19 protein-coding genes are annotated in these 19,599 nt (G+C 63.3%); 3 read left to right on the forward strand and 16 right to left on the reverse strand.

Annotation, left to right across the window (positions count from 1 at the left end; all coding sequences use genetic code 11):
- The first annotated feature begins 6 nt into the window (after positions 1-6).
- Positions 7-1,431 (forward strand): glutamate--tRNA ligase, encoded by a 1,425-nt coding sequence (gltX, locus tag P9254_RS01055; protein WP_278054172.1) that lies wholly within the window; start codon positions 7-9, stop codon positions 1,429-1,431.
- A gap of 181 nt (positions 1,432-1,612) precedes the next feature.
- Positions 1,613-2,941 (forward strand): citrate synthase, encoded by a 1,329-nt coding sequence (gene gltA / locus P9254_RS01060; RefSeq protein WP_278054171.1) that lies wholly within the window; start codon positions 1,613-1,615, stop codon positions 2,939-2,941.
- A gap of 87 nt (positions 2,942-3,028) precedes the next feature.
- Here gltA and lpxB read toward each other — a convergent pair whose 3' ends face one another.
- The 13 genes from lpxB to P9254_RS01125 form a co-directional block, all read right to left on the reverse strand.
- Positions 3,029-4,210: a lipid-A-disaccharide synthase gene (lpxB, locus tag P9254_RS01065; RefSeq protein ID WP_278054170.1), complete on the reverse strand. Its 1,182-nt coding sequence runs from the start codon at positions 4,208-4,210 to the stop codon at positions 3,029-3,031.
- Positions 4,200-5,102, reverse strand: a complete 903-nt coding sequence (locus tag P9254_RS01070; RefSeq protein ID WP_278054232.1) for an LpxI family protein — start codon at positions 5,100-5,102, stop codon at positions 4,200-4,202. Before P9254_RS01070 ends, lpxB begins: the two co-directional genes overlap by 11 nt.
- A complete protein-coding gene (gene lpxA, locus P9254_RS01075) occupies positions 5,089-5,925 on the reverse strand; it encodes an acyl-ACP--UDP-N-acetylglucosamine O-acyltransferase (RefSeq protein WP_067320155.1) in 837 nt (278 codons plus the stop codon). Before lpxA ends, P9254_RS01070 begins: the two co-directional genes overlap by 14 nt.
- Positions 5,926-5,940: 15 nt before the next feature.
- Positions 5,941-6,402, reverse strand: a complete 462-nt coding sequence (gene fabZ, locus P9254_RS01080) for a 3-hydroxyacyl-ACP dehydratase FabZ (RefSeq protein ID WP_095800760.1) — start codon at positions 6,400-6,402, stop codon at positions 5,941-5,943.
- Positions 6,395-7,450, reverse strand: a complete 1,056-nt coding sequence (gene lpxD / locus P9254_RS01085) for a UDP-3-O-(3-hydroxymyristoyl)glucosamine N-acyltransferase (RefSeq protein WP_095830055.1) — start codon at positions 7,448-7,450, stop codon at positions 6,395-6,397. The genes fabZ and lpxD overlap by 8 nt, the downstream gene beginning before the upstream one ends.
- Positions 7,451-7,528: 78 nt before the next feature.
- Positions 7,529-9,901 (reverse strand): outer membrane protein assembly factor BamA, encoded by a 2,373-nt coding sequence (gene bamA, locus P9254_RS01090; RefSeq protein ID WP_278054168.1) that lies wholly within the window; start codon positions 9,899-9,901, stop codon positions 7,529-7,531.
- Positions 9,902-10,119: 218 nt separating this feature from the next.
- A complete protein-coding gene (gene rseP / locus P9254_RS01095) occupies positions 10,120-11,262 on the reverse strand; it encodes an RIP metalloprotease RseP (RefSeq protein ID WP_066992647.1) in 1,143 nt (380 codons plus the stop codon).
- A gap of 103 nt (positions 11,263-11,365) precedes the next feature.
- Positions 11,366-12,181: a phosphatidate cytidylyltransferase gene (locus tag P9254_RS01100; RefSeq protein WP_095825371.1), complete on the reverse strand. Its 816-nt coding sequence runs from the start codon at positions 12,179-12,181 to the stop codon at positions 11,366-11,368.
- Positions 12,182-12,191: 10 nt separating this feature from the next.
- Positions 12,192-12,911 (reverse strand): isoprenyl transferase, encoded by a 720-nt coding sequence (locus P9254_RS01105; RefSeq protein WP_082953676.1) that lies wholly within the window; start codon positions 12,909-12,911, stop codon positions 12,192-12,194.
- 32 nt (positions 12,912-12,943) lie between these two features.
- Complete coding sequence (gene frr, locus P9254_RS01110) at positions 12,944-13,498, reverse strand: ribosome recycling factor (protein ID WP_127239892.1); 555 nt, start codon at positions 13,496-13,498, stop codon at positions 12,944-12,946.
- An 88-nt stretch (positions 13,499-13,586) separates the two neighbouring features.
- Positions 13,587-14,309 (reverse strand): UMP kinase, encoded by a 723-nt coding sequence (gene pyrH, locus P9254_RS01115; protein ID WP_067319888.1) that lies wholly within the window; start codon positions 14,307-14,309, stop codon positions 13,587-13,589.
- 150 nt (positions 14,310-14,459) lie between these two features.
- Positions 14,460-15,569, reverse strand: coding sequence for an aldo/keto reductase (locus tag P9254_RS01120; protein WP_278054165.1), 1,110 nt, complete (start codon positions 15,567-15,569; stop codon positions 14,460-14,462).
- A gap of 29 nt (positions 15,570-15,598) precedes the next feature.
- Positions 15,599-16,126 (reverse strand): nuclear transport factor 2 family protein, encoded by a 528-nt coding sequence (locus P9254_RS01125; RefSeq protein ID WP_127325873.1) that lies wholly within the window; start codon positions 16,124-16,126, stop codon positions 15,599-15,601.
- A gap of 115 nt (positions 16,127-16,241) precedes the next feature.
- Between P9254_RS01125 and P9254_RS01130 the strand changes: the two genes are divergently transcribed.
- Positions 16,242-17,168 (forward strand): LysR family transcriptional regulator, encoded by a 927-nt coding sequence (locus P9254_RS01130; RefSeq protein ID WP_278054163.1) that lies wholly within the window; start codon positions 16,242-16,244, stop codon positions 17,166-17,168.
- A 27-nt stretch (positions 17,169-17,195) separates the two neighbouring features.
- Here the strand turns inward: P9254_RS01130 and tsf are convergent, their stop codons facing one another.
- The 3 genes from tsf to P9254_RS01145 all read right to left on the reverse strand — a co-directional run bounded on the left by tsf (position 17,196) and on the right by P9254_RS01145 (position 19,554).
- The gene (gene tsf / locus P9254_RS01135; RefSeq protein ID WP_127216993.1) at positions 17,196-18,116 is read right to left on the reverse strand and encodes a translation elongation factor Ts; all 921 of its coding nucleotides are present in this window, start codon (positions 18,114-18,116) and stop codon (positions 17,196-17,198) included.
- A gap of 119 nt (positions 18,117-18,235) precedes the next feature.
- Positions 18,236-19,015 (reverse strand): 30S ribosomal protein S2, encoded by a 780-nt coding sequence (gene rpsB / locus P9254_RS01140; protein ID WP_040987259.1) that lies wholly within the window; start codon positions 19,013-19,015, stop codon positions 18,236-18,238.
- A gap of 260 nt (positions 19,016-19,275) precedes the next feature.
- Positions 19,276-19,554, reverse strand: a complete 279-nt coding sequence (locus tag P9254_RS01145) for a DUF4031 domain-containing protein (RefSeq protein ID WP_067319872.1) — start codon at positions 19,552-19,554, stop codon at positions 19,276-19,278.
- Positions 19,555-19,599 lie beyond the last annotated feature (45 nt).

The following is a 19,599-nucleotide window of genomic DNA, read 5'->3' on the forward strand; positions in this document are numbered from 1 at the left end:
AGTTCCATGTCCGACAAGGTCGTCACCCGCTTTGCCCCCTCGCCCACCGGCTATTTGCACATCGGCGGGGCGCGCACGGCGCTGTTCAACTGGCTCTACGCCAGGCACACCGGCGGCACGATGCTGCTGCGCATCGAGGACACCGACCGCGAGCGCTCCACCGAAGCGGCGACGGCCGCTATCCTGGACGGGCTGACCTGGCTCGGCCTCTCATGGGACGGCGAGGCCGTGTCGCAGTTCGAGCGAGCGCCGCGCCACCGTGAGGTGGCAGAGGAGCTCGTACGGCTGGGCAAGGCCTATTACAGCTATGAGACGCCTGCCGAGCTGGAGGCGATGCGCGAGGCGGCGCGGGCCAAGGGGCTGCCGCCGCGCTACAATGGCCAGTGGCGCGACCGCGACCCCTCCGAGGCGCCTCCCGGCGTCAAGGGCGCCATCCGCATCAAGGCGCCGACCGAAGGAGAGACCGTCGTGCACGACCGCGTGCAGGGCGAGGTGCGATTCCCGAACAAGGACCTCGACGACTTCATCATCCTGCGCTCGGACGGCAACCCGACCTACATGCATGCCGTCGTCGTCGACGATCACGATATGGGCGTCACCCACATCATCCGCGGCGACGATCACCTGACCAACGCCGCGCGCCAGACCGTAATCTACAACGCCATGGGCTGGACCGTGCCGTCGATGTCGCACATCCCGCTGATCCATGGTGCCGACGGCGCCAAGCTGTCGAAGCGCCACGGCGCGCTCGGCGTCGAGGCTTATCGCGCCATGGGCTATCTGCCGGAGGCCGTGCTCAACTATCTGGCCAGGCTCGGCTGGAGCCACGGCGACGACGAGGTGATGTCGATCAAGGATATGATCTCCTGGTTCGACATCGCCGACGTCAACAAGGGCGCCGCCCGGTTCGACTTCGCCAAGCTCGAGGCGCTGAACGGCGTCCATATGCGCAAGATGGACGACAAGGCGCTATTTGATATTCTCGTAGCCACCCTGCCCTATCTCGAGGGTGGCCCGGCGCTTGCGGCCAAGCTCGACGACAGGCGCCAGGCACAGCTGCTTGCTGCCATGCCGGGCCTCAAGGAGCGGGCAAAGACGTTGGTCGAGCTCGTCGATGGAGCCGGCTTCCTGTTCGCCGAGCGGCCCTTGCAGCTCGACGAAAGGGCTGCGGGGTTGCTTGGCAGCGACGCCCGCGCCATTTTGCGCGGTACCCATGCCGCGCTCGCCGCGATCTCCAGCGAATGGAGCGCCGCAACCGCGGAAGCCGCTATTCGCGACTTTGCGCAGGCCGGCGGCCATAAGCTCGGCGCCGTGGCCCAACCGCTGAGAGCCGCGCTCACCGGCCGCAGCACCTCGCCCGGCGTGTTCGATGTACTCGCCGTGCTCGGCCGTGAGGAGAGCCTGGCGCGGGTTGCGGATCAAATCGATTAGGAGCGAACTGGCCCAAGAAGATTGGCATTGAAAGGTGTGTTTCGCAGTGCAACATTAGGCCTTGGCCCAATCTGGCACGCACCTCCTAAAATGCGGTGGCAAGTTCGCGCATTCCGGTGATTTCGACGTGTCGTTTGCAGGAACTGCCTTGCCGGCATGAGAAAACATAAAGGAGTTTGCAATGAGCGAAGCTGCGACAAAACTGGAATCGGGCGGCAAGGCGCGTGAGTCGACCGCAAGGCTCGAGTTCGCCGGCAAGACGCATGAATTCAAGGTGCGAAGCGGCTCGACCGGGCCCGACGTGATCGACATCGGCGCGCTGTACAGCACCACCGGGGCCTTCACCTACGATCCCGGTTTCACCTCGACGGCAAGCTGCGAGTCGGCGATCACCTTCATCGACGGCGACGCCGGCATCCTGCTGCATCGCGGCTACCCGATCGACCAGCTCGCCGAGCACGGCGACTTCCTCGAGGTCTGCTATCTACTGCTCTACGGCGAATTGCCGACCAAGGCGCAGAAGGACGACTTCGACTATCGCGTTACGCGCCACACCATGGTGCATGAGCAGATGTCGCGCTTCTTCACCGGCTTCCGCCGCGACGCCCATCCGATGGCCGTCATGTGCGGCGTGGTCGGCGCGCTGTCGGCCTTCTACCATGACTCTACCGACATCTCGGACCCATACCAGCGCATGGTCGCCTCCATGCGGCTGATCGCCAAGATGCCGACGATCGCGGCGATGGCCTATAAATACCACATCGGCCAGCCCTTCATTTACCCGAAGAACGATCTCGGCTTCGCGGCGAACTTCCTGCATATGTGCTTTGCCGTGCCGTGCGAGGAGTACAAGATCAACCCGGTGCTGGCGCGCGCCATGGAGCGCATTTTCATCCTGCACGCCGATCACGAGCAGAACGCGTCGACCTCGACGGTTCGTCTCGCCGGCTCTTCGGGCGCCAATCCGTTCGCCTGCATCGCGGCCGGCATTGCCTGCCTCTGGGGCCCCGCGCATGGCGGCGCCAACGAGGCGGCTCTCAACATGCTGGGCGAGATCGGCCATGTCGACCACATCCCGGAATTCATCGCCCGCGCCAAGGACAAGAACGATCCGTTCCGCCTGATGGGCTTCGGCCATCGCGTCTACAAGAACTACGATCCGCGCGCCAAGATCATGCAGAAGACAGCGCATGAGGTGCTGGGCGAGCTCGGCATCAAGGATGATCCGCTGCTCGACATCGCCATGGAGCTGGAGAAGATCGCGCTGACCGACGAGTATTTCATCGAGAAGAAGCTCTATCCGAACGTCGACTTCTATTCGGGCATCACGCTGAAGGCGCTGGGCTTCCCCACCACCATGTTCACCGTGCTGTTCGCGGTGGCCCGCACCGTCGGCTGGATCGCGCAGTGGAAGGAAATGATCGAAGACCCGCACCAGAAGATCGGCCGCCCGCGCCAGCTCTACACCGGCGCTACGGAGCGCGATTACGTGCCGATTGCGAAGCGGTGATTGAGCGAATAGCGAAATAGCGAGTAGCGAATAGGGAAAGAACTGGCGGCACTGAGTGGCGCCAGCGTACTCGCTATTCGCTATTCGCTACTCCCTATTCGCTTTCTTGATGCACCCCAGCACCACCTCGGCAGCAATCTCGCCCGACGGTCTGTCGGTCGCCATGCGCCTGGCGATTTCCGCGAAACCTGCCCGCTGCCACGCGCGCATGCCGGTGTCGGCAAACAGGGCTTCCAGCTGACGCGCCAGGTTCTCCGGCCTGACATACTGATCGTAGAACTCCGGCACCAGCGCGCGATCGGCGATCAAATTGGGCAGCAGCGCCGACCAGGTCGTCACCAGATGCTGCAGCAGCTGCCTCGCGATCGGATCGAGCTTGTAGCTGGAGACCATTGGAACACCGCAAAGCGCAAGCTCGAGCGAAACTGTTCCGGAGGCGATCAGAGCCGCGTCGGCCTTGCCGAAAGCCAACCATTTGCGCTCCGGATCGGTGATGATCTCGGGCTTCTCGTCCCACCGCGTGACGGACGCCTTCACCAGGTCGGCGACATGCGGCACCGTCGGCAGCATCAGCCGCAAGCGGTGACCGCGCTGATGCAAGACCGATATCGCCTTGCCGAACGGCTCGATCAGCCGGCGCACCTCGCCGCGGCGCGAGCCGGGCAGCACGAGCAGCGTCTTCACGCGATCCTCCGACAGGTCCCGCGGCAAGCTCTGCGCCTTGGCGGCGCCAAGCACGCCGGGATCCTGGGTCAGCCGGTGGCCGACATAGGTGCCGGGCGGCCCACCAAGTCGGGTGAGCGCCTTCACTTCGAAGGGCAGGATGCAGAGGACGTGATCGACATAGGGCTTCATCGCCGCCGCCCTGCCCGGCCGCCATGCCCACACGCTCGGGCAGACATAATGGACGATCGGGATGGCGGGCGCGGCGGCGCGGACCCTTTTGGCGACCCGCAGCGAAAAATCAGGGCTGTCGATGGTGATCAGGCAATCCGGCCGCTCCGCCGCGATGGTGCCGGCTGTTTGGCTGATCCGGCGCATCAGCCGCGGCAGGTCGCGCAAGACGGCGCTGAAGCCCATCAGCGCGATCTCGCTGCCGTCGAAGAGCGGTGTCAGCCCCAGTTCCTGCAGATGCCGGCCGCCGATGCCGACGAGCCGGATCTTACGGCCGGTGGTCTTCTCGAGCGCACGCACGATGTCGGCGCCGAGCAAGTCGCCCGATTCCTCGCCCGCGACGATGGCGATCTTGAGCGGCCTCTCACTGGCCATCGGTCGGCTCCGTCGCGGTAAATCCGACGATGAACAAGCCAAGCGCATCGGCCCGCGCGAGAGTCACCGGGCTTTCGAGAATGAGCGAGCGGCCGGCTTCGACGGCGATGCCGGCAAGGCCGGCCGCGTGTGCGGCCTCGACCGTCTGCGGGCCTATCGAGGGCAAGTCGGCGCGCAGCTCCTGCCCTGGCTTGGCGCATTTGACGAGTACGCCGCGCGTCTTGCCGGCGAGCCTGCCGTGCCCGCGCAATTCGCGCGTCCTCTCGAGCAGGCCCTTAGTGCCTTCGATGCCTTCCAACGCGATAACCCGCCCCCCAATTGCAATCGCCGCCTGGCCGATGTCGAGCTCGCCGATTGCCTTGGCCGCCGCGCGGCCCGCCTCGATATCGCGCCAGTCCGATTGCTTTGGTCCCGCCTTGGTCAGCATGCCCTCGCCGGCAGCGAGATCTGGAACGATCTCATGCGCTCCGACCACGGTGATACCGCGCCTTTCCAGCCCGCGCGTCAGAACCTTCAGAAGCCCGTCGTCGCCGCGGGCCAGCGCCATTGCCACGGAGAGGATTATCGTCAGCAGACTGAGCGTTGGACGTATCTTCGCAAGCCGCGGCCTGCGCTTGATCTCGCCGGCAAGAACCAGGTGGCTAATGCCTTCGCGCTTCAGCAAGGGAAGCAGGAAGCCGATGTCTTCGAGCGCAAGCGTCGCCTGCTCGTAGGCGGCAAAGTCCGCTTCGCGATCCACCTCGCCCTCGGCCAGGATGATGAAAGGCGAATGTCCCTGTCTGACCAGACCTTCCGCCACTTCGACCGGCAGGCTGCCGCCACCGGCGATGATGCCGACCCTGGAGCCCGGCGCGAGTGCAAGCCCTGACCCGGCGGGCTCAGCCCTCGTCATCGCCATCGTCATCGCCGCCACCGCCCTTCAGCGGCGGGACGGCATAATGCCGCTTGCCGCGACTGGTGATGAAGTCGATCATCTTCATGGCCGTCGGTGACGAGGCGAACTCCGCCTTGGCGATCTCGACATTCTCCCCGACCGTGCGGGAGTGGTCGAAAATCGCCCTGTAAGCCCTTCGCAGCATGTAGATTTCGGCGCGCGGCAGGCCGGAGCGCTTCAGGCCGATGACGTTGAGACCGCGCAGCTTGGCGCGATTGCCGACGGCGATCGCATAGGGAATGACGTCGCCGACGACCGCCGAGCAGCCGCCGATAAAGGCGTTGTCGCCGACGCGGACAAACTGATGCACGGCGGTCAGGCCGCCGATATAGACATTGTCGCCGATCTCGCAATGCCCGCCGAGCGTCGCCCCATTGGCGAAGGTGGCATTCTTGCCGACGACGCAGTCATGGGCAATGTGGGCATAGGCCAGGAAATTGCCATTGTCGCCGATCGCCGTCTCGCCGCGGCTGGAATCGGTGCCGACATGCATGGTGACGCCTTCGCGGATGGTGCAATTTCCGCCGATGACCAGCGTCGTGCGCCCGCCCTTGTGCTTGGTGTTCTGCGGCGGCGCCCCGAGCGTCGACATTGGATAGACCTTGGTCGAGCCGCCGACGGTGGTCGCGCCCATCACCGAGACATGGCTGACCAGCTCGACGCGATCGCCGATGACGGCATCGGCGCCGACATGGCAGAAGGGTCCGATACGCACACCTTCGCCGAGCTGGGCGCCTTCTTCGACGACCGAGGAAGGGTGGATTGATGTCTGAACTTTCATGAGCATTAGAAACCGTCAGCCGGTGACCATCATAGCCGAAACTTCGGCTTCGGCGGCCTTTGCGCCATCCACCATCGCCTCGCAGGCAAATTTCAGCAGGTTGCCGCGCTTCTTGATCTTCTTGACGTGGATCCTGAGCTGATCGCCGGGGACGACCGGCTTGCGGAACTTCGCGTTGTCGATGGTCATGAAATAAACCAGCGACGGCTTTTCCGCATTGAGGCTGCGAATGCAGATCGCGCCGGCGGTCTGGGCCATCGCCTCGATGATGAGCACGCCCGGCATCACCGGCTGCTGCGGGAAATGGCCCTGAAAATGAGGTTCGTTGATGGTCACGTTCTTGATGCCGACCGCGGAGTCGTCGCCGTCGATTTCGACGATGCGGTCGATCAGCAGAAACGGATAACGGTGCGGCAGGAGCTTCATCAGCCCCATTATGTCGACCGCCTCAAGTGTCATCGCAACCGTGTCAGCCATTTCCGTCGCCCTGCTTGCGCGTCCTGGCCAGCCTGCGCAGCATCGCGATCTCACGCATGGCTTCCGCCATTGGCTGCGCCGGATAGCCTCCCCAGACCTCGCCCGCCGGCACGTTGCTCATGAATCCACTTCTCGCAGCAAGCTTGGCCCCGGGACCGATGGTCAAATGATCGGCGAGGCCGACGCCGCCACCCATGGTGACGTTGTCGCCGACGACGACGGAACCGGAAATACCCGAAAGCCCGGCTATAATGCAATTGCGGCCGATGCGAACATTGTGGGCGATCTGCACCAGATTGTCGATCTTGGTGCCTTGTCCGATGATCGTGTCGGACATCGCACCGCGATCGACGGTCGAGTTGGAGCCGATCTCGACGTCATCCTGGATGATGACGCGGCCGATCTGCGGCACGCGCTCAGGTCCCTTCGCGCCGGCCACGAAGCCGAACCCGTCCTGACCGATCCTTGCACCGCCATGAATGATGACGCGGTTGCCGATCAGCGCATATTGGATGCTGGCACCCGGACCGACATAGCCATCACGACCTATCTTGCACGAGCGGCCAATGACGGCATGGGGCGCAATGACCGTGCCGCTCCCGATGGCAGCGCCGGGACCGATCACGGCACCTGCCTCCACGATCGCACCGGCTTCGACATGCGCGGACGGGTCGATGTGCGCTTGCGGCGAAATGCCGGTTTCGCCGGTCATCGGCCCGGGCGTGGCGGCCTGCGGAAAGAGCAGCCGCCCCACCATGGCGAAGGCCTGCTGCGGGCGCGGATGCGCCAGCACCGCAATCCCCTGCGGCGCCCTGTTGGCGAAGTCGGCAGGACAGAGAACGGCAGCCGCCTTGAGCGAATGCATCAAGGCGAAATTGCGCTTGCCGTCGACAAAGACGAGCGCACCGTCGCCACCCTCATTGGCGGGCGCCAGCGCGTCGATGGCGATGTCGGCCTGCGAGGAATCAATAAGATTGGCGCCGGTCAGATTCGCGACCTCGCCAGCCGTATACCGGCGTGAAGGCGCGAAGAACACCGGATCGGTCATTCCACAAACATTATCCAGCTAGGTCGGATCAGTCGATTCCGGGCCATCACACGACCCGGAAACATCGTAACCCGCGGATTAGAAACGGGTCGCTATGCCGAAGTTGAATTCCTGCACGTCGTCGGTCGGTTCCTTCTTCACCGGGATCGCATAGTCGATTCGGATCGGACCGAACGGTGACGCCCACATCAGCCCGACACCGACCGAAGCGCGCAGCTTCATATCGGTCGAGGACTGGGTGACGCCTGCAGTATGAATTGCGCTGCCATAGAGCGTTGCAGCATCGGCAAACACCGCGCCCCGCAAGCCAAAGCTTTCCGGAATAGCCGGCAACGGGAACTGGGCTTCGGCCGAGGCATTGAAATAGGTCGTGCCACCGAGATGGTCACCCGTATTGGTATCTACAGGGCCGATGCCGCCATATTCGAAGCCACGGATCATACGATCAGTGCTTTGGAACTGGTCAAAGATGCGCAGACCATCGTTGCCATACCCGGCGATATGGCCAGCGCCACCAGAGATCAGACCGACCAGATCGAGCTGCTCGGACAGCGTTTGGTAGACGCTTGCGCGCCCGGTCAACTTCACCCACTTGGCGTCACCACCGAGACCGGCAACCTCGGTCGTACCAGTGACGTAGAGCCCTTCATGCGGGTTCTTCATGTCGTCGATGGTGTTGTAGACTAGCCCGAGGCTGACCGACGACTTAATCCATGGGCTTTGCTCTACGCCTTCCAAGATAGCCGGCGAAATGGTGCACGGGCTGCCAGGAATATAGGTCCCGTTGGTCAAGCAACTGTCGTCGACCTTATATTTCTCTTGCGAGATATTGTACGCCAGCTGCGTCGAAATACTGTCGGTGATCGGCAGCCCGAAGCGGATGGTCGCGCCCGTGGTATCACTGTCGTAGTGATTGTTATATTCCCTGGTCGACTTGTAGATGTCGAAGCCCGCCGCGATGCGCCGGCCGAGGAAATACGGCTCGGTGAAGGAGATCGCATAGTCGCGCGAGTTCTTACCGCCGCCGGCCGACAGCTTGATGTACTGGCCGCGGCCGAGGAAGTTGCGCTCGGTGATCGAGCCTTCGACGGACGGACCCGGCGTGTCGCCGCCGGTCGAATAGCCGGCGCCGACCGAGAACTCACCGGTCGACTTCTCGACCACATCGACCACCAGGACGACTTGGTCCGGAGCGGACCCGGGGACGGTCGAGATGTCGACTTTTTGAAAATAATCCAGAGCTTCCAGGCGCTTCTTCGCGCGCTGGATAAGCACCTGGTTGAAGGCGTCGCCTTCGCTGACATCGAATTCGCGCCGGATGACATAGTCGCGCGTGCGGTCGTTGCCGCGGATTTCGATACGCTCGATATATGCCTTGGTACCCTGGTCGATGGTGTAGACGACCGAGATCGTATGATTCTCGAAATTGCGGTCGCCGCGCGGAGTCACCTGGGCAAACGCATAGCCTGAGCCGGCGACCTTTTCAGTGAGCGCAACGATCGTGTCCTCGACGTCCTTGGCGTTGTAGACATCGCCCTTGTGCGTCTGGACCACCGATTCCAGCGACTTTGAGTCGACCTCGGGGATCGTGCTCTCGACACTGATATCGCCGAAGTTGTAGCGCTCGCCCTCCTGCACGGTGATGGTGACCGTGTATTTGTTGGTGGCTTCATCCAACTCGCCGACGGCCGAAACGACCTGGAAGTCGGCGTAGCCGTGATTGTAGTAGAAGCGGCGCAGCAACTCCTGGTCGGCCCGCAGCTTGTCCTCGTCATAGACGTCGTCGCGCAGCACGAACGAAAGCCAGGACGAGCGCTTGGTGTTGATGACATCCGACAGGCGACGGCTGGAAAAAGCGCTGTTGCCGACGAAATTGATCGCCGCGATCTGCGTGCGCGCGCCTTCGTTGATGTTGAAGACCACGTTCACGCGGTTGTCGCCGAGGTCCATGATCTGGGAGGTCACGGCGGCGTCGTCGCGGCCGATACGCCGATAGGCAGCCTTGACCGCCTCGACGTCGGCGTCGAGCGCCTGCTGCGAGAAGGTCGCGCGCGGCTTCAGCTGGACGGCGGCCTGGAGCGCGTTGTCCTTGAGCTTCTTGTTGCCCTGGAACAGGACCTGGTTGACGACCTTGTATTCGGAAACCTTGACCACCAGGGTCGAGCCGACCTGATTGATCTGGACGTCCGAGAACAGCCCGGTGCCGAACAGCGCCTTGACGGCGCTATCGACATCGGCGCTTGAAAACGCCTTGCCGGGCTTGATCGAAATGTAATTGCGGATGGTTTCGGCATCGACACGCTGGTTGCCGCTGACCTCGACCCTGCTGACCACTGCTGCTTCGGCTACCGATGTGGCAACGAACTGCACTGCGAGCGCGCCTGGCAAAACCAGGGCGGCGGACAAAGCCGCCGCGGACGCGGCGCTCAGAAACTTGGATGCTGCCTTCATCGGGCTTTTGTACCTTTTTCTCGTAGTCCCCACGGCGAGAAAACCGGACGTGCGGTATTTTCCCTTACCGTATTAACCGGATTTCCCCTACACGCAAGGCTCCCGGTTAATTTGTATTTACTTAACCCTGTTGCGTGGCTTTCGTGTCACGCATATCCCCACGCATGGTAAACGGCGTCTCAATATGGATGGAGCCGAAGCCAAATTCCTTCATGATTTCAGCACCCAAACAGATCATTCCAAAAAACGAAACCCATAAATCCGAGCACCAGAAGGAGACCGGTCCGGTAGGCCATCTCCATCATCCGCTCCGACACGGGCCGCCTTATGACGGCCTCCACGCCGTAAAACAAGAGGTGGCCGCCGTCGAGAGGGGGAATCGGTAGCAGATTGAGAATCCCTATCCCGACTGACAGGAATGCAACAAGCTGCACCAGCCATTCGAAACCGAGTTTGGCCGCCTGACCCGACATTTTCGCGATCTTGATCGGGCCGCCGAGTTGGCATTTGTCCTCGCGCCCGACGACGAAGCGCTGCAGAAATTGCCCGGTGCGCTCGATCACATGCCCGGTTTCTTCGACAGCCGCCGCCAGCGCGCCCGCGGGCGTGTAGGAGACCAGTCGCGGCTGCCCGAGCTCCGCATTGTTGGCCACGCCGATGATCGCGACCTTGACCTTGTTGCCCAGCGCATCCTGCTGCTCCATCGGTTCCGGTGTCGCGGTGACGGTGATTTCCTTGCCGTCGCGCAACATGGTGAAGGTGATGGCGTCGCCGGCGCGGCCCGAAACCAGGCGTTGAACGTCGGCGAAGGTCTCCACCTTGTTGCCGTCGACTCTGACGAATCGATCGCCGGGCTGAATGCCCGCCCGCGCCGCCGGGCTGCCGGCGCTGACTTCGGCCACCATCGGCTCCATCACCGGGCGGCCATAGAGCGAAAACAGCACCGCGAACACGGCGATCGTCAGCAGGAAATTGAACAGCGGCCCGGCGACGACGGTCGCCGCGCGTTTCCAGATCGGCTGGGTGTGGAAGGCGACCTCGCGCTCGGCCTCGCTCAGCGATTCGAGGTCCTCGGTGCTCGGCTGGCTCGATGTCGCGTTCATGTCGCCGACGAATTTCACGTAGCCGCCAAGCGGAATGGCGCAAAGCTTCCAGCGGGTTCCGTGGCGGTCGTTGAAACCGAAGAGCTCCGGGCCGAAGCCGATGGCAAAAGCCTTGACGCCGATGCCGCACCAGCGGCCGATGAGGTAGTGGCCCATCTCATGCACGAACACCACGACGGTGAGCACGAACAGGAACGGCACAAGGGTGCCGAGGACAAAGCCTTGCGTGCTGAAGAGCGCGTGAAGAATCTCGTTCAAGTCATGCCCTCAAAATTCGCCCAGCGCGACAGTCCGCCGCGACTGTGGCATCAATCCGGGCGAATGCCTGGCACGCGTCGTTTTCGCCCATTGGCGACGCCAGTCAGTTCGGAAACAGCCCCATTGCCGGATGGTCGGCGCCCGCCGCAATCCAACCGATGACGTACAGGGCGAACGCAGCCGCGACAAGCCCGTCCACCCTGTCCATGACGCCGCCATGGCCGGGAATGAGATTGCTCGAATCCTTGCAGCCGTGCCGGCGCTTGACCCAGGATTCGAACAGATCGCCGATCTGCGAGACGATCGAGAGCGCCAAGGCGACGAGGCCAAGCATAGTGAGATTGCCGGCCCCGGCCGCGATTGCCAGCACCAATCCGGCAGCGATGCCGCCGACAGCGCCGCCAAGCGCGCCGCTCTGCGTCTTGCCGGGCGAGATTGACGGCGCAAGCTTCGGGCCGCCGACCGCGCGGCCGACGAAATAGGCCGCTATGTCGGTCGCCCAGACGACCGCGAACAGGAAGAGGATCGCGATCAATCCTGAGTGGCTGTCCCCGCGCAGATAGGCGAGCGACAAGCCGGACAACGACGCGTATGCCAGCCCCGAGGCCTCCCACTGCGCTGCTCCCCGCAGCCGCGCGGCAACAGCGACGATAGCAGTGATGGCTGCGACCAGAAGCAGCAGCCAAAGTGCCGGCAGGCCGGCGACCAGCGCGCCGATGAAGACCAGAATCAGCGCTTCCGGCAGAAAGCCGAGCGTCGCACCGTTCTCAGGGCGCGACATGCGCGTCCATTCGTAGAAGATCAACGCCGCGATCGCCGCACAGAACAGGCGGAACGGCAGCCCGCCGAGCCAGGTGAGCGCAAGTGTGACGGCTGCCATCACGATGGCCGAGATGACACGCTGCTGGAGATTGCTCATCGATTCCGCGCTACAAGGCGACGTCGCGGGCGGCGAGCCCGCCGAAACGGCGTTCGCGGCCGGCAAAGTCGCGCAGGGCGTCGGCCAGGTGCTCCCGGCTGAAGTCCGGCCAGTAGCAAGGCAGGAAGACAAGCTCGCTATAGGCGGCCTGCCACAAAAGGAAGTTCGACAGCCTGAGTTCGCCGCTGGTGCGGATCACGAGGTCTGGATCGGGAATGCCCTCGGTGTCGAGCGCGCCGGCAAAGCTCTCCATCGTGATGGCGTCGGTTGTCATTTCGCCGCGAGCCACGGCATCGGCGAGCTTGCGCGCGGTGCGCACGATCTCGTCGCGCCCGCCATAGTTGAAGGCGATGACCAGGGTCAGCGCCTCATTGCCCGCGGTCAGCGATTCGGCCTCCTGCAGCAGGCCTCTGATGTCCGGCTGCAGCCCTTCCCTGTCGCCGATCACCCTCACCCGCACGCCGTTTTGGTGCAGCTCGGCGAGATCCCGGCGGATGAAGAGCTTCAGGAGGCCCATCAGGTCGCTGACCTCGGACTTCGGCCGCGACCAGTTTTCAGAGGAGAAGGCGTAGACCGTCAGATAGGAGATGCCGAGCTCTGGCGCGGCGCGCACCGTCTTGCGCAAGGCTTCGACGCCGGCGCGGTGGCCGGCGAGCCTCGGCATGCCGCGCGCCTTGGCCCAGCGTCCGTTTCCGTCCATGATGATCGCGACATGCGCGGGGGTTGTCATGGTCTCGCTTTCGAGCCGGTGAGAAACCGACCCTAAACCTGCATGATTTCAGCTTCCTTATCGGAAAGCAGGTGATCGATGGTGCTGATCATCTCATCGGTCAGCTTCTGAACCTGGTCGGAGCGCTTGCGATGATCGTCTTCGCTGATCGTGCCGTCCTTTTCCGCCTTTTTGAGGAAATCCATGCCGTCGCGACGGACATGGCGAACCGCGACACGGGCGTTCTCCGCATAGCCGTGCGAGATCTTGACCAGTTCCTTGCGGCGCTGCTCGTTGAGTTCGGGCAAAGGAATCCTCAGATTGGTGCCGTCGACGATCGGATTGAAGCCAAGATTGGCCTCGCGGATAGCGCGGTCGACGGCGCTCACCATCGATTTGTCCCAAACCGATACCGAAATCATCCGCGGCTCCGGAACCGTGACGTTGGCCACCTGATTGATGGGCATGTTCGTGCCATAGGCATGGACCTGCACGGCGTCGAGCAGGTTGCTGGAAGCGCGGCCGGTGCGCAGCGAAGCGAGATCGTGCTTGAAGGCCGCGATCGCCCCGTCCATGCGCCGCTTGAGATCGTCGTACTCGCCACTCATGATCATCTCCTCGACCCGTTCGCCGGGTTCAATGCTTGTCTTCTAGTCTCGACCGGACCGGCGATCATTCAGCCGTCTTCGGCCCCAGTCAATTGTCCGCGACGATCGTGCAACGGCCGCCGCCTCTTAGAATTTCGCCGAAACCACCTTTTTCGTGGATCGAATAGACGATTATCGGAATGTTGTTTTCACGCGCAAGTGCAATCGCGGCCGTATCCATGATCGTAAGCCCGCGTTTGATGACTTCGGCATGACTTATGCGGTCGAAGCGCACCGCATCCGGATCCTTCTTCGGGTCGGCCGAATAGACGCCGTCGACCTGCGTGCCCTTGAACAGCGCGTCGGCGCCGATCTCGGCGGCGCGCAGCGCTGCGGCCGAATCGGTGGTGAAGAACGGATTGCCGGTGCCGCCGGCAAAGATCACCACCTTGCCTTGATTCATATAGGCGGTCGCCTGGCGCTGTGAAAAACTTTCGCAGAGTTCCGGCATGGCAATGGCCGAAAGCACCACGGCGTCGACGCCGATTTTGTTCAGCGAGGTGCGCAGCGCCAGCGAGTTGATGACGGTGGCGAGCATGCCCATGTGATCGCCGGTGACGCGGTCGCCGCCCTTGGAGGCGACGGCCACGCCGCGGAAGATGTTGCCGCCGCCGATCACGACTCCGACTTCGACGCCAAGCGCCCGCGCCTCGGCAATGTCGGCTGCGATACGGTCGACGACCGAGACGTCGATGCCGAAATGCTGTTCCCCCATCAAGGCTTCGCCCGAAGCTTTCAGCAAGACACGTCGATAGAGGGGCTTCACCGTCATCTGGTTCCTCGAAAAAACTCGGCGCGGGCAAATCTGGAGGCGAAGGCGCCCCGCTTCGCCTGGCGGCGCTGGCACGATGGTTCGACCCGATACACGAAGGGCGCGGCGATGTCACGCCGCGCCCTCGCTCAAAATTCCAGGCTTTTCCGATCAGTTGCTGCTGATGCTGACCGCCTCGCCTTCGATCAGGACCGGCAGCGAATAGCCAGACGGCTTGTCGCCGGTCACGACACCGCCGGCCACCCTGACCTGAATCTCGGGTCCAAAAAAGGAATGCGGGAACGGCGCGGGCGCAAGGCTCACCGAATCGAGCCGCTTGCGAAGTTCGGCAGGGATTGAAAAGTCGAGCGCCCGCAGATTGTCCTGCAACTGGGCAAGTTTCGTCGCGCCGAGGATGACGGTGGCCACACCCGGCTGCGCCGCAACCCAGTTCAGCGCCACCTGCGCCATGCTTCGGTCGAGTTCGGAAGCCACCTTCTCAAGTTCCGTAACGATCGCCCAATTGCGTTCGCTGAATTTCTGGAAACCCGGATGCGTGGTGTTGCGGAACCCGTCGAGCCGGCCGGCACTGCCGGCTTGCGCCGGGCGGTATTTGCCGCTTAGCAGGCCGCTGGCCAGCGGGCTCCACGCCATGATGCCGGCGCCGTGACGCGAGGCGAAAGGCGCGAATTCATGTTCGATCGAGCGCTCGACGAGCGAATATTCGAGCTGCAGGGCCGAGACCGGCTCATAGCCGCGCAGTTCGGCGATCGCCTGCGCCCGCCCGGCATACCAGGCCGGCACGTCAGAAAGACCGATATGGCGTACTTTGCCGGCACGCACCAAATCGTCCAGCGTGCGCAACACCTCCTCGGCCGGCGTGAGCCTGTCCCAGACATGCATGAGGTAAAGATCGATATAGTCGGTTCCGAGCCGCTTCAGCGAAGCGTCCACCGCGCGCATGATGTTCTTTCGGCCATTGCCGCCGGCATTCGGATTGCCGGGTTCCTTGTTCATCGTGAATTTGGTGGCGATCACCGCCTTGTCGCGCAAGCCGCGCTCGGCGACGAATTCGCCGAGCCAGGTCTCTGCCGTCCCGCCGGTGTAGAGGTCGGCCGTGTCGAAGAAATTGCCGCCAGCCTCGACATAGGCGTCGAACATGGCGCGGGAGGTTTCCCTGTCAGCACCCCAGCCCCATTCGGTGCCGAAGGTCATGGTGCCCAGCGCCAGCCGGCTGACGCGCAGGCCGCTATTGCCGAGCGTGTAATAGTTCATGCTCATGACGTGTTCCGATCGTGTTTGGTATGGGCTTATTGGCCAGGGGTCGCTTTCACCCAGGGATTGCCGCGCTCATGCGTCATGCGGAACGTGAAGCCGTCCACCTTCCAGCCTTGACCCGATCGGCTCAGGCGATGCTCATAGGTGCCCCAGACCTCCCAGAGCGGATCACCGTTGCCTTCCATCCTGTTCCAGGCATAGCCGTTGGAACGGACGGTCGCCGTATCGGCCTCTATTTCGACCTGGTGGTTGGTCCGCAGGTGCAGGCTCGTCTTGCTGCCTTTGAGATTGGCAGCCCAGGCGCCGATCAGATCGTCGGAGGCGACCCTGGCCGCGGGCTGTCCGGAAAGGCTGCTGAAGTCCGCGGTAACCCGGTCAGCGAAGTAGCTGCGGGCGAGCTTCCAATCCTGCGCATCGACGGCGCGGTCAATGGCATCCGCGATGCGGATGACGGCGCGCTCGTCGACGAGCGTTTGCCAGCCCATTGGTTCGGCTCCGCCGGCATCGACGGGCGCCAGTGCCAGTCCTGCCGCGAAGGTCACATGTCTCAAAGCATTCATGTTTTTTCTCCTTGCGCATCGGCCCCACCGCCCGTGTGTTGGCGCCAATGTGGACCAGCTTGGCGGCATCGATAAGATTGCATTGTTCGCAAGGACTATGCGATATTATTCATGAATGGATCGAGATCTGCTGACGCATCTGCCGGTGATCGTCGCCGCGGCTCGGCGCGGCGGCTTCGCGCTTGCCGCGGCCGAGCTCGGCATGAGTCCGTCGGCGGTCAGTCATGCGGTGCGGCTGGTGGAAGAGCGCATCGGCCAGCCGCTGTTTGCGCGCACCACGCGCAGCGTTTCGCTGACCGAAGCCGGCAAGGCGCTGGTGGAGACCGCGGCCCCTGCCCTGCAGGACATCTCCGAGCGCATCGACCGCATCCGCGGCGTCAAGGGCAGGCCCTCCGGCCTGCTCAGGATCAATGCGTCCAATATCGCGATGCCCCTGGCGGTCACGCCGGTGATCGCGGCCATGGCCGAACGCTATCCGGAGGTGACGGTCGAGGTCTTCGCCGACCAGGCCCTGGTCGATATCGTCGGCGAGGGTTTCGATGCCGGCATCAGGTTGGGCGAGATGATCGCACAGGATATGATCACCGTGCGGCTTACGCCTCCCGTCAAGGCAGTGGTTGTCGCCTCGCCCGGCTATATCGGAAAGCACGGCCCGCCGCGCGACGTAGCCGACCTGGCGAGGCACAATTGCATCGGCTACCGGCTTGTCCGCTCCGGCGGGCTCTATCGTTGGGATCTGAACGAGAACGGTAAGGATGTCGTGGTCGAGACGCGCGGCACGGCCATCGTCACAGATTCGCTTGCGGCGATCGATCTTGCGCTTGCTGGCGTCGGGCTCGCCTACGTATTCGAGCCGCTGGTGCGCGCCGATCTCGCCGCGGGTCGTCTGGTTCAGATCCTGCCGAAGACGGCGATCGAGGAGCCGGGCCTGTTCCTCTATTTCCCGCGCAGGGCATCGATGGCGCCGAAGCTCAGAGCCTTTATCGATACCGCTCAAGAGATCGGCCGGGCATCCATGCGGACACCCGGCCGAGTTGCCTGAGCTCTGTAGCCTTACTTTTGCTTCGGACTATTTCTTGACCGCGGCCGCGACTTCCGCCGCGAAATCGGTCGCTTCCTTCTCGATGCCCTCCCCCAGCGCGTAACGCAGATAGGCGGTGATCTTCGCCGGAGCGCCGATCTCCTTCTCGGCATCCTTCAGCGCCTTCTCGACGGTGATGTCGGGATTGAGCACGAAGGCCTGCTTCAGGAGCACGACCTCTTCATAGAACTTACGCAGCCGGCCCTCGACCATCTTCTCGATGATCGCTTCCGGCTTGCCGGACTGGCGGGCCTGGTCGGAGAAGATCGCCTTCTCGCGCTCGATCAGGGCCGGGTCGACTTCCTCGGCAGTCAGCGCAACCGGGTTGGTCGCGGCGACATGCATGGCGACCTGGCGGCCGAAGGCGTTCGCCGCATGCTCATTGCCGGTGGTCTCGATCGCGACCAGCACGCCGAGCTTGCCGAGGCCATCCGCGACGGCATTGTGGACATAGGTCGCCACCGCGCCATGCGGGACAGTGAGCTTGGCCGAGCGGCGGAAGCCCATGTTCTCGCCGATGGTGCCGACCGCGTCCTTGATGGTGTCGGTGACTGACTTGTCGGAGCCCGGATACTTGGCCGCGGCAACTGCTTCGGTCGTGCCATAGGCGAGCGCCACCTTGGCGACGTTGGCGACGATTTCCTGGAAGGCGGAGTTGCGCGCGACGAAGTCGGTCTCGGAGTTCACCTCGACGACCGCGGCTTCGCGAACACCGGAATCGACGCCGATCAGGCCTTCCGCCGCGGTGCGGCCGGCCTTCTTGTCGGCCTTGGAGATGCCCTTCTTGCGCAGCCAGTCGACGGCCGCTTCCATGTCGCCGTTGGTTTCGTTCAACGCCGCCTTGCAGTCCATCATGCCCGCGCCGGTCAAGTCGCGGAGTTCTTTGACCTGTGCAGCCGAAATGCTCATTGTCGCCTCTTTGTTTCAAAAGCGCCGACGCACCATCGAATCCCGATGATGCGCCCGGCAAAAGCGCTTTAACGCGCCAACTTATTGGAAAGATGAAGGCCGAAGCCGGCCTTCGTTTTTCAAGCTTCCGGAGCTTCAGCGGCCGGAGTGTCGAGCGCCGGCTCGACCGGAGCCTCGGCCGACGCGCCGATGTCCATGCCGAGCGCACCCTGCTGCCGGGCGATGCCGTCGATCGCAGCCTTGGCGATCAGGTCGCAATAAAGCTGGATCGCGCGGGCCGCGTCGTCATTGCCGGGGATCGGGAAGTCGATCTTGTCCGGGTCGCAATTGGAATCGATGATGGCGACGACCGGGATGCCGAGGCGCTTGGCCTCGAGGATGGCGATCGCTTCCTTGTTGGTGTCGATGACGAACATCAGGTCCGGCGTCGAGCCCATGTCCTTGATGCCGCCCAGCGCCTTGTTGAGCTTCTCGCGCTCGCGGTCGAGGTTGAGGCGCTCCTTCTTGGTGAGGCCCTGGGCCTCGCCGGCCAGCGTCTCGTCGAGCTTGCGCAGGCGCTGGATCGAATTCGAGATCGTCTTCCAGTTGGTCAGCATGCCGCCCAGCCAACGCGAGTTGACATAATACTGGGCCGAACGCTGGGCGGCGTCGGCGACGATGTCCGAAGCCTGGCGCTTGGTGCCGACGAACAGCACACGGCCGCCCTTGGCGACGGTGTCGGAAACCTGCTTCAGGGCCTGGTGCAGCAGCGGCACCGTCTGCGACAGGTCGATGATGTGGATGTTGTTGCGGGCGCCATAGATGTAGGGCGCCATCTTCGGGTTCCAGCGGTGGGTCTGGTGGCCGAAGTGAACACCAGCTTCCAGAAGCTGGCGCATGCTGAAATCAGGCAGAGCCATTCTTTAGTTCCTTTCCGGTTGGCCTCCACGGACACAGGCATTTCGGACTTATGTCCTGATGCCACCGGAGGTTTCAGCCGGATTTCTCCCGGGCAGACACCAAAGTCCGTGTGTGGAATGAGCGCGCATATAGAGGGGAAGTCTCGTAAACGCAAGCGAGCTACCGGAAAACGCCCTCACCTGCGGCGATCCGCGCACTTATGCATGTCGCCCAGGAAGTGTTCGGCGGTTCTGGGACAACGACATGCATCAAAACTCCGTCAGCGTCGGGTCTTGCCGTTCGGCACTCTGACGCGGCGGAAGACGGCGACAATCTCCTCGCGACTGCATTCGACCGCGCCAAGCCGCACGGCGCGGTCGCGCTCAAAGCCGGTGATATCGTAATGCGGCGCCGAAGTCTTCGGCGGCCCCTGATAGGACGAGCGCTTGAGGCCGAGCTCGGCGGCAAAGCGGTGGAGCTCGTCGGTGTCGTCGGCGAGCAGATGGCACCAGCGATGGCCGGCCCATTTCCAGATCGCCGCATCGACATAGACAGCCATCGAGCTTGCCGCACTCCAACCGACATCGGCGGCCCGCTCACAATC

It is taken from the genome of Mesorhizobium sp. WSM4983, from assembly GCF_029625765.1.
Lineage (GTDB): Bacteria > Pseudomonadota > Alphaproteobacteria > Rhizobiales > Rhizobiaceae > Mesorhizobium.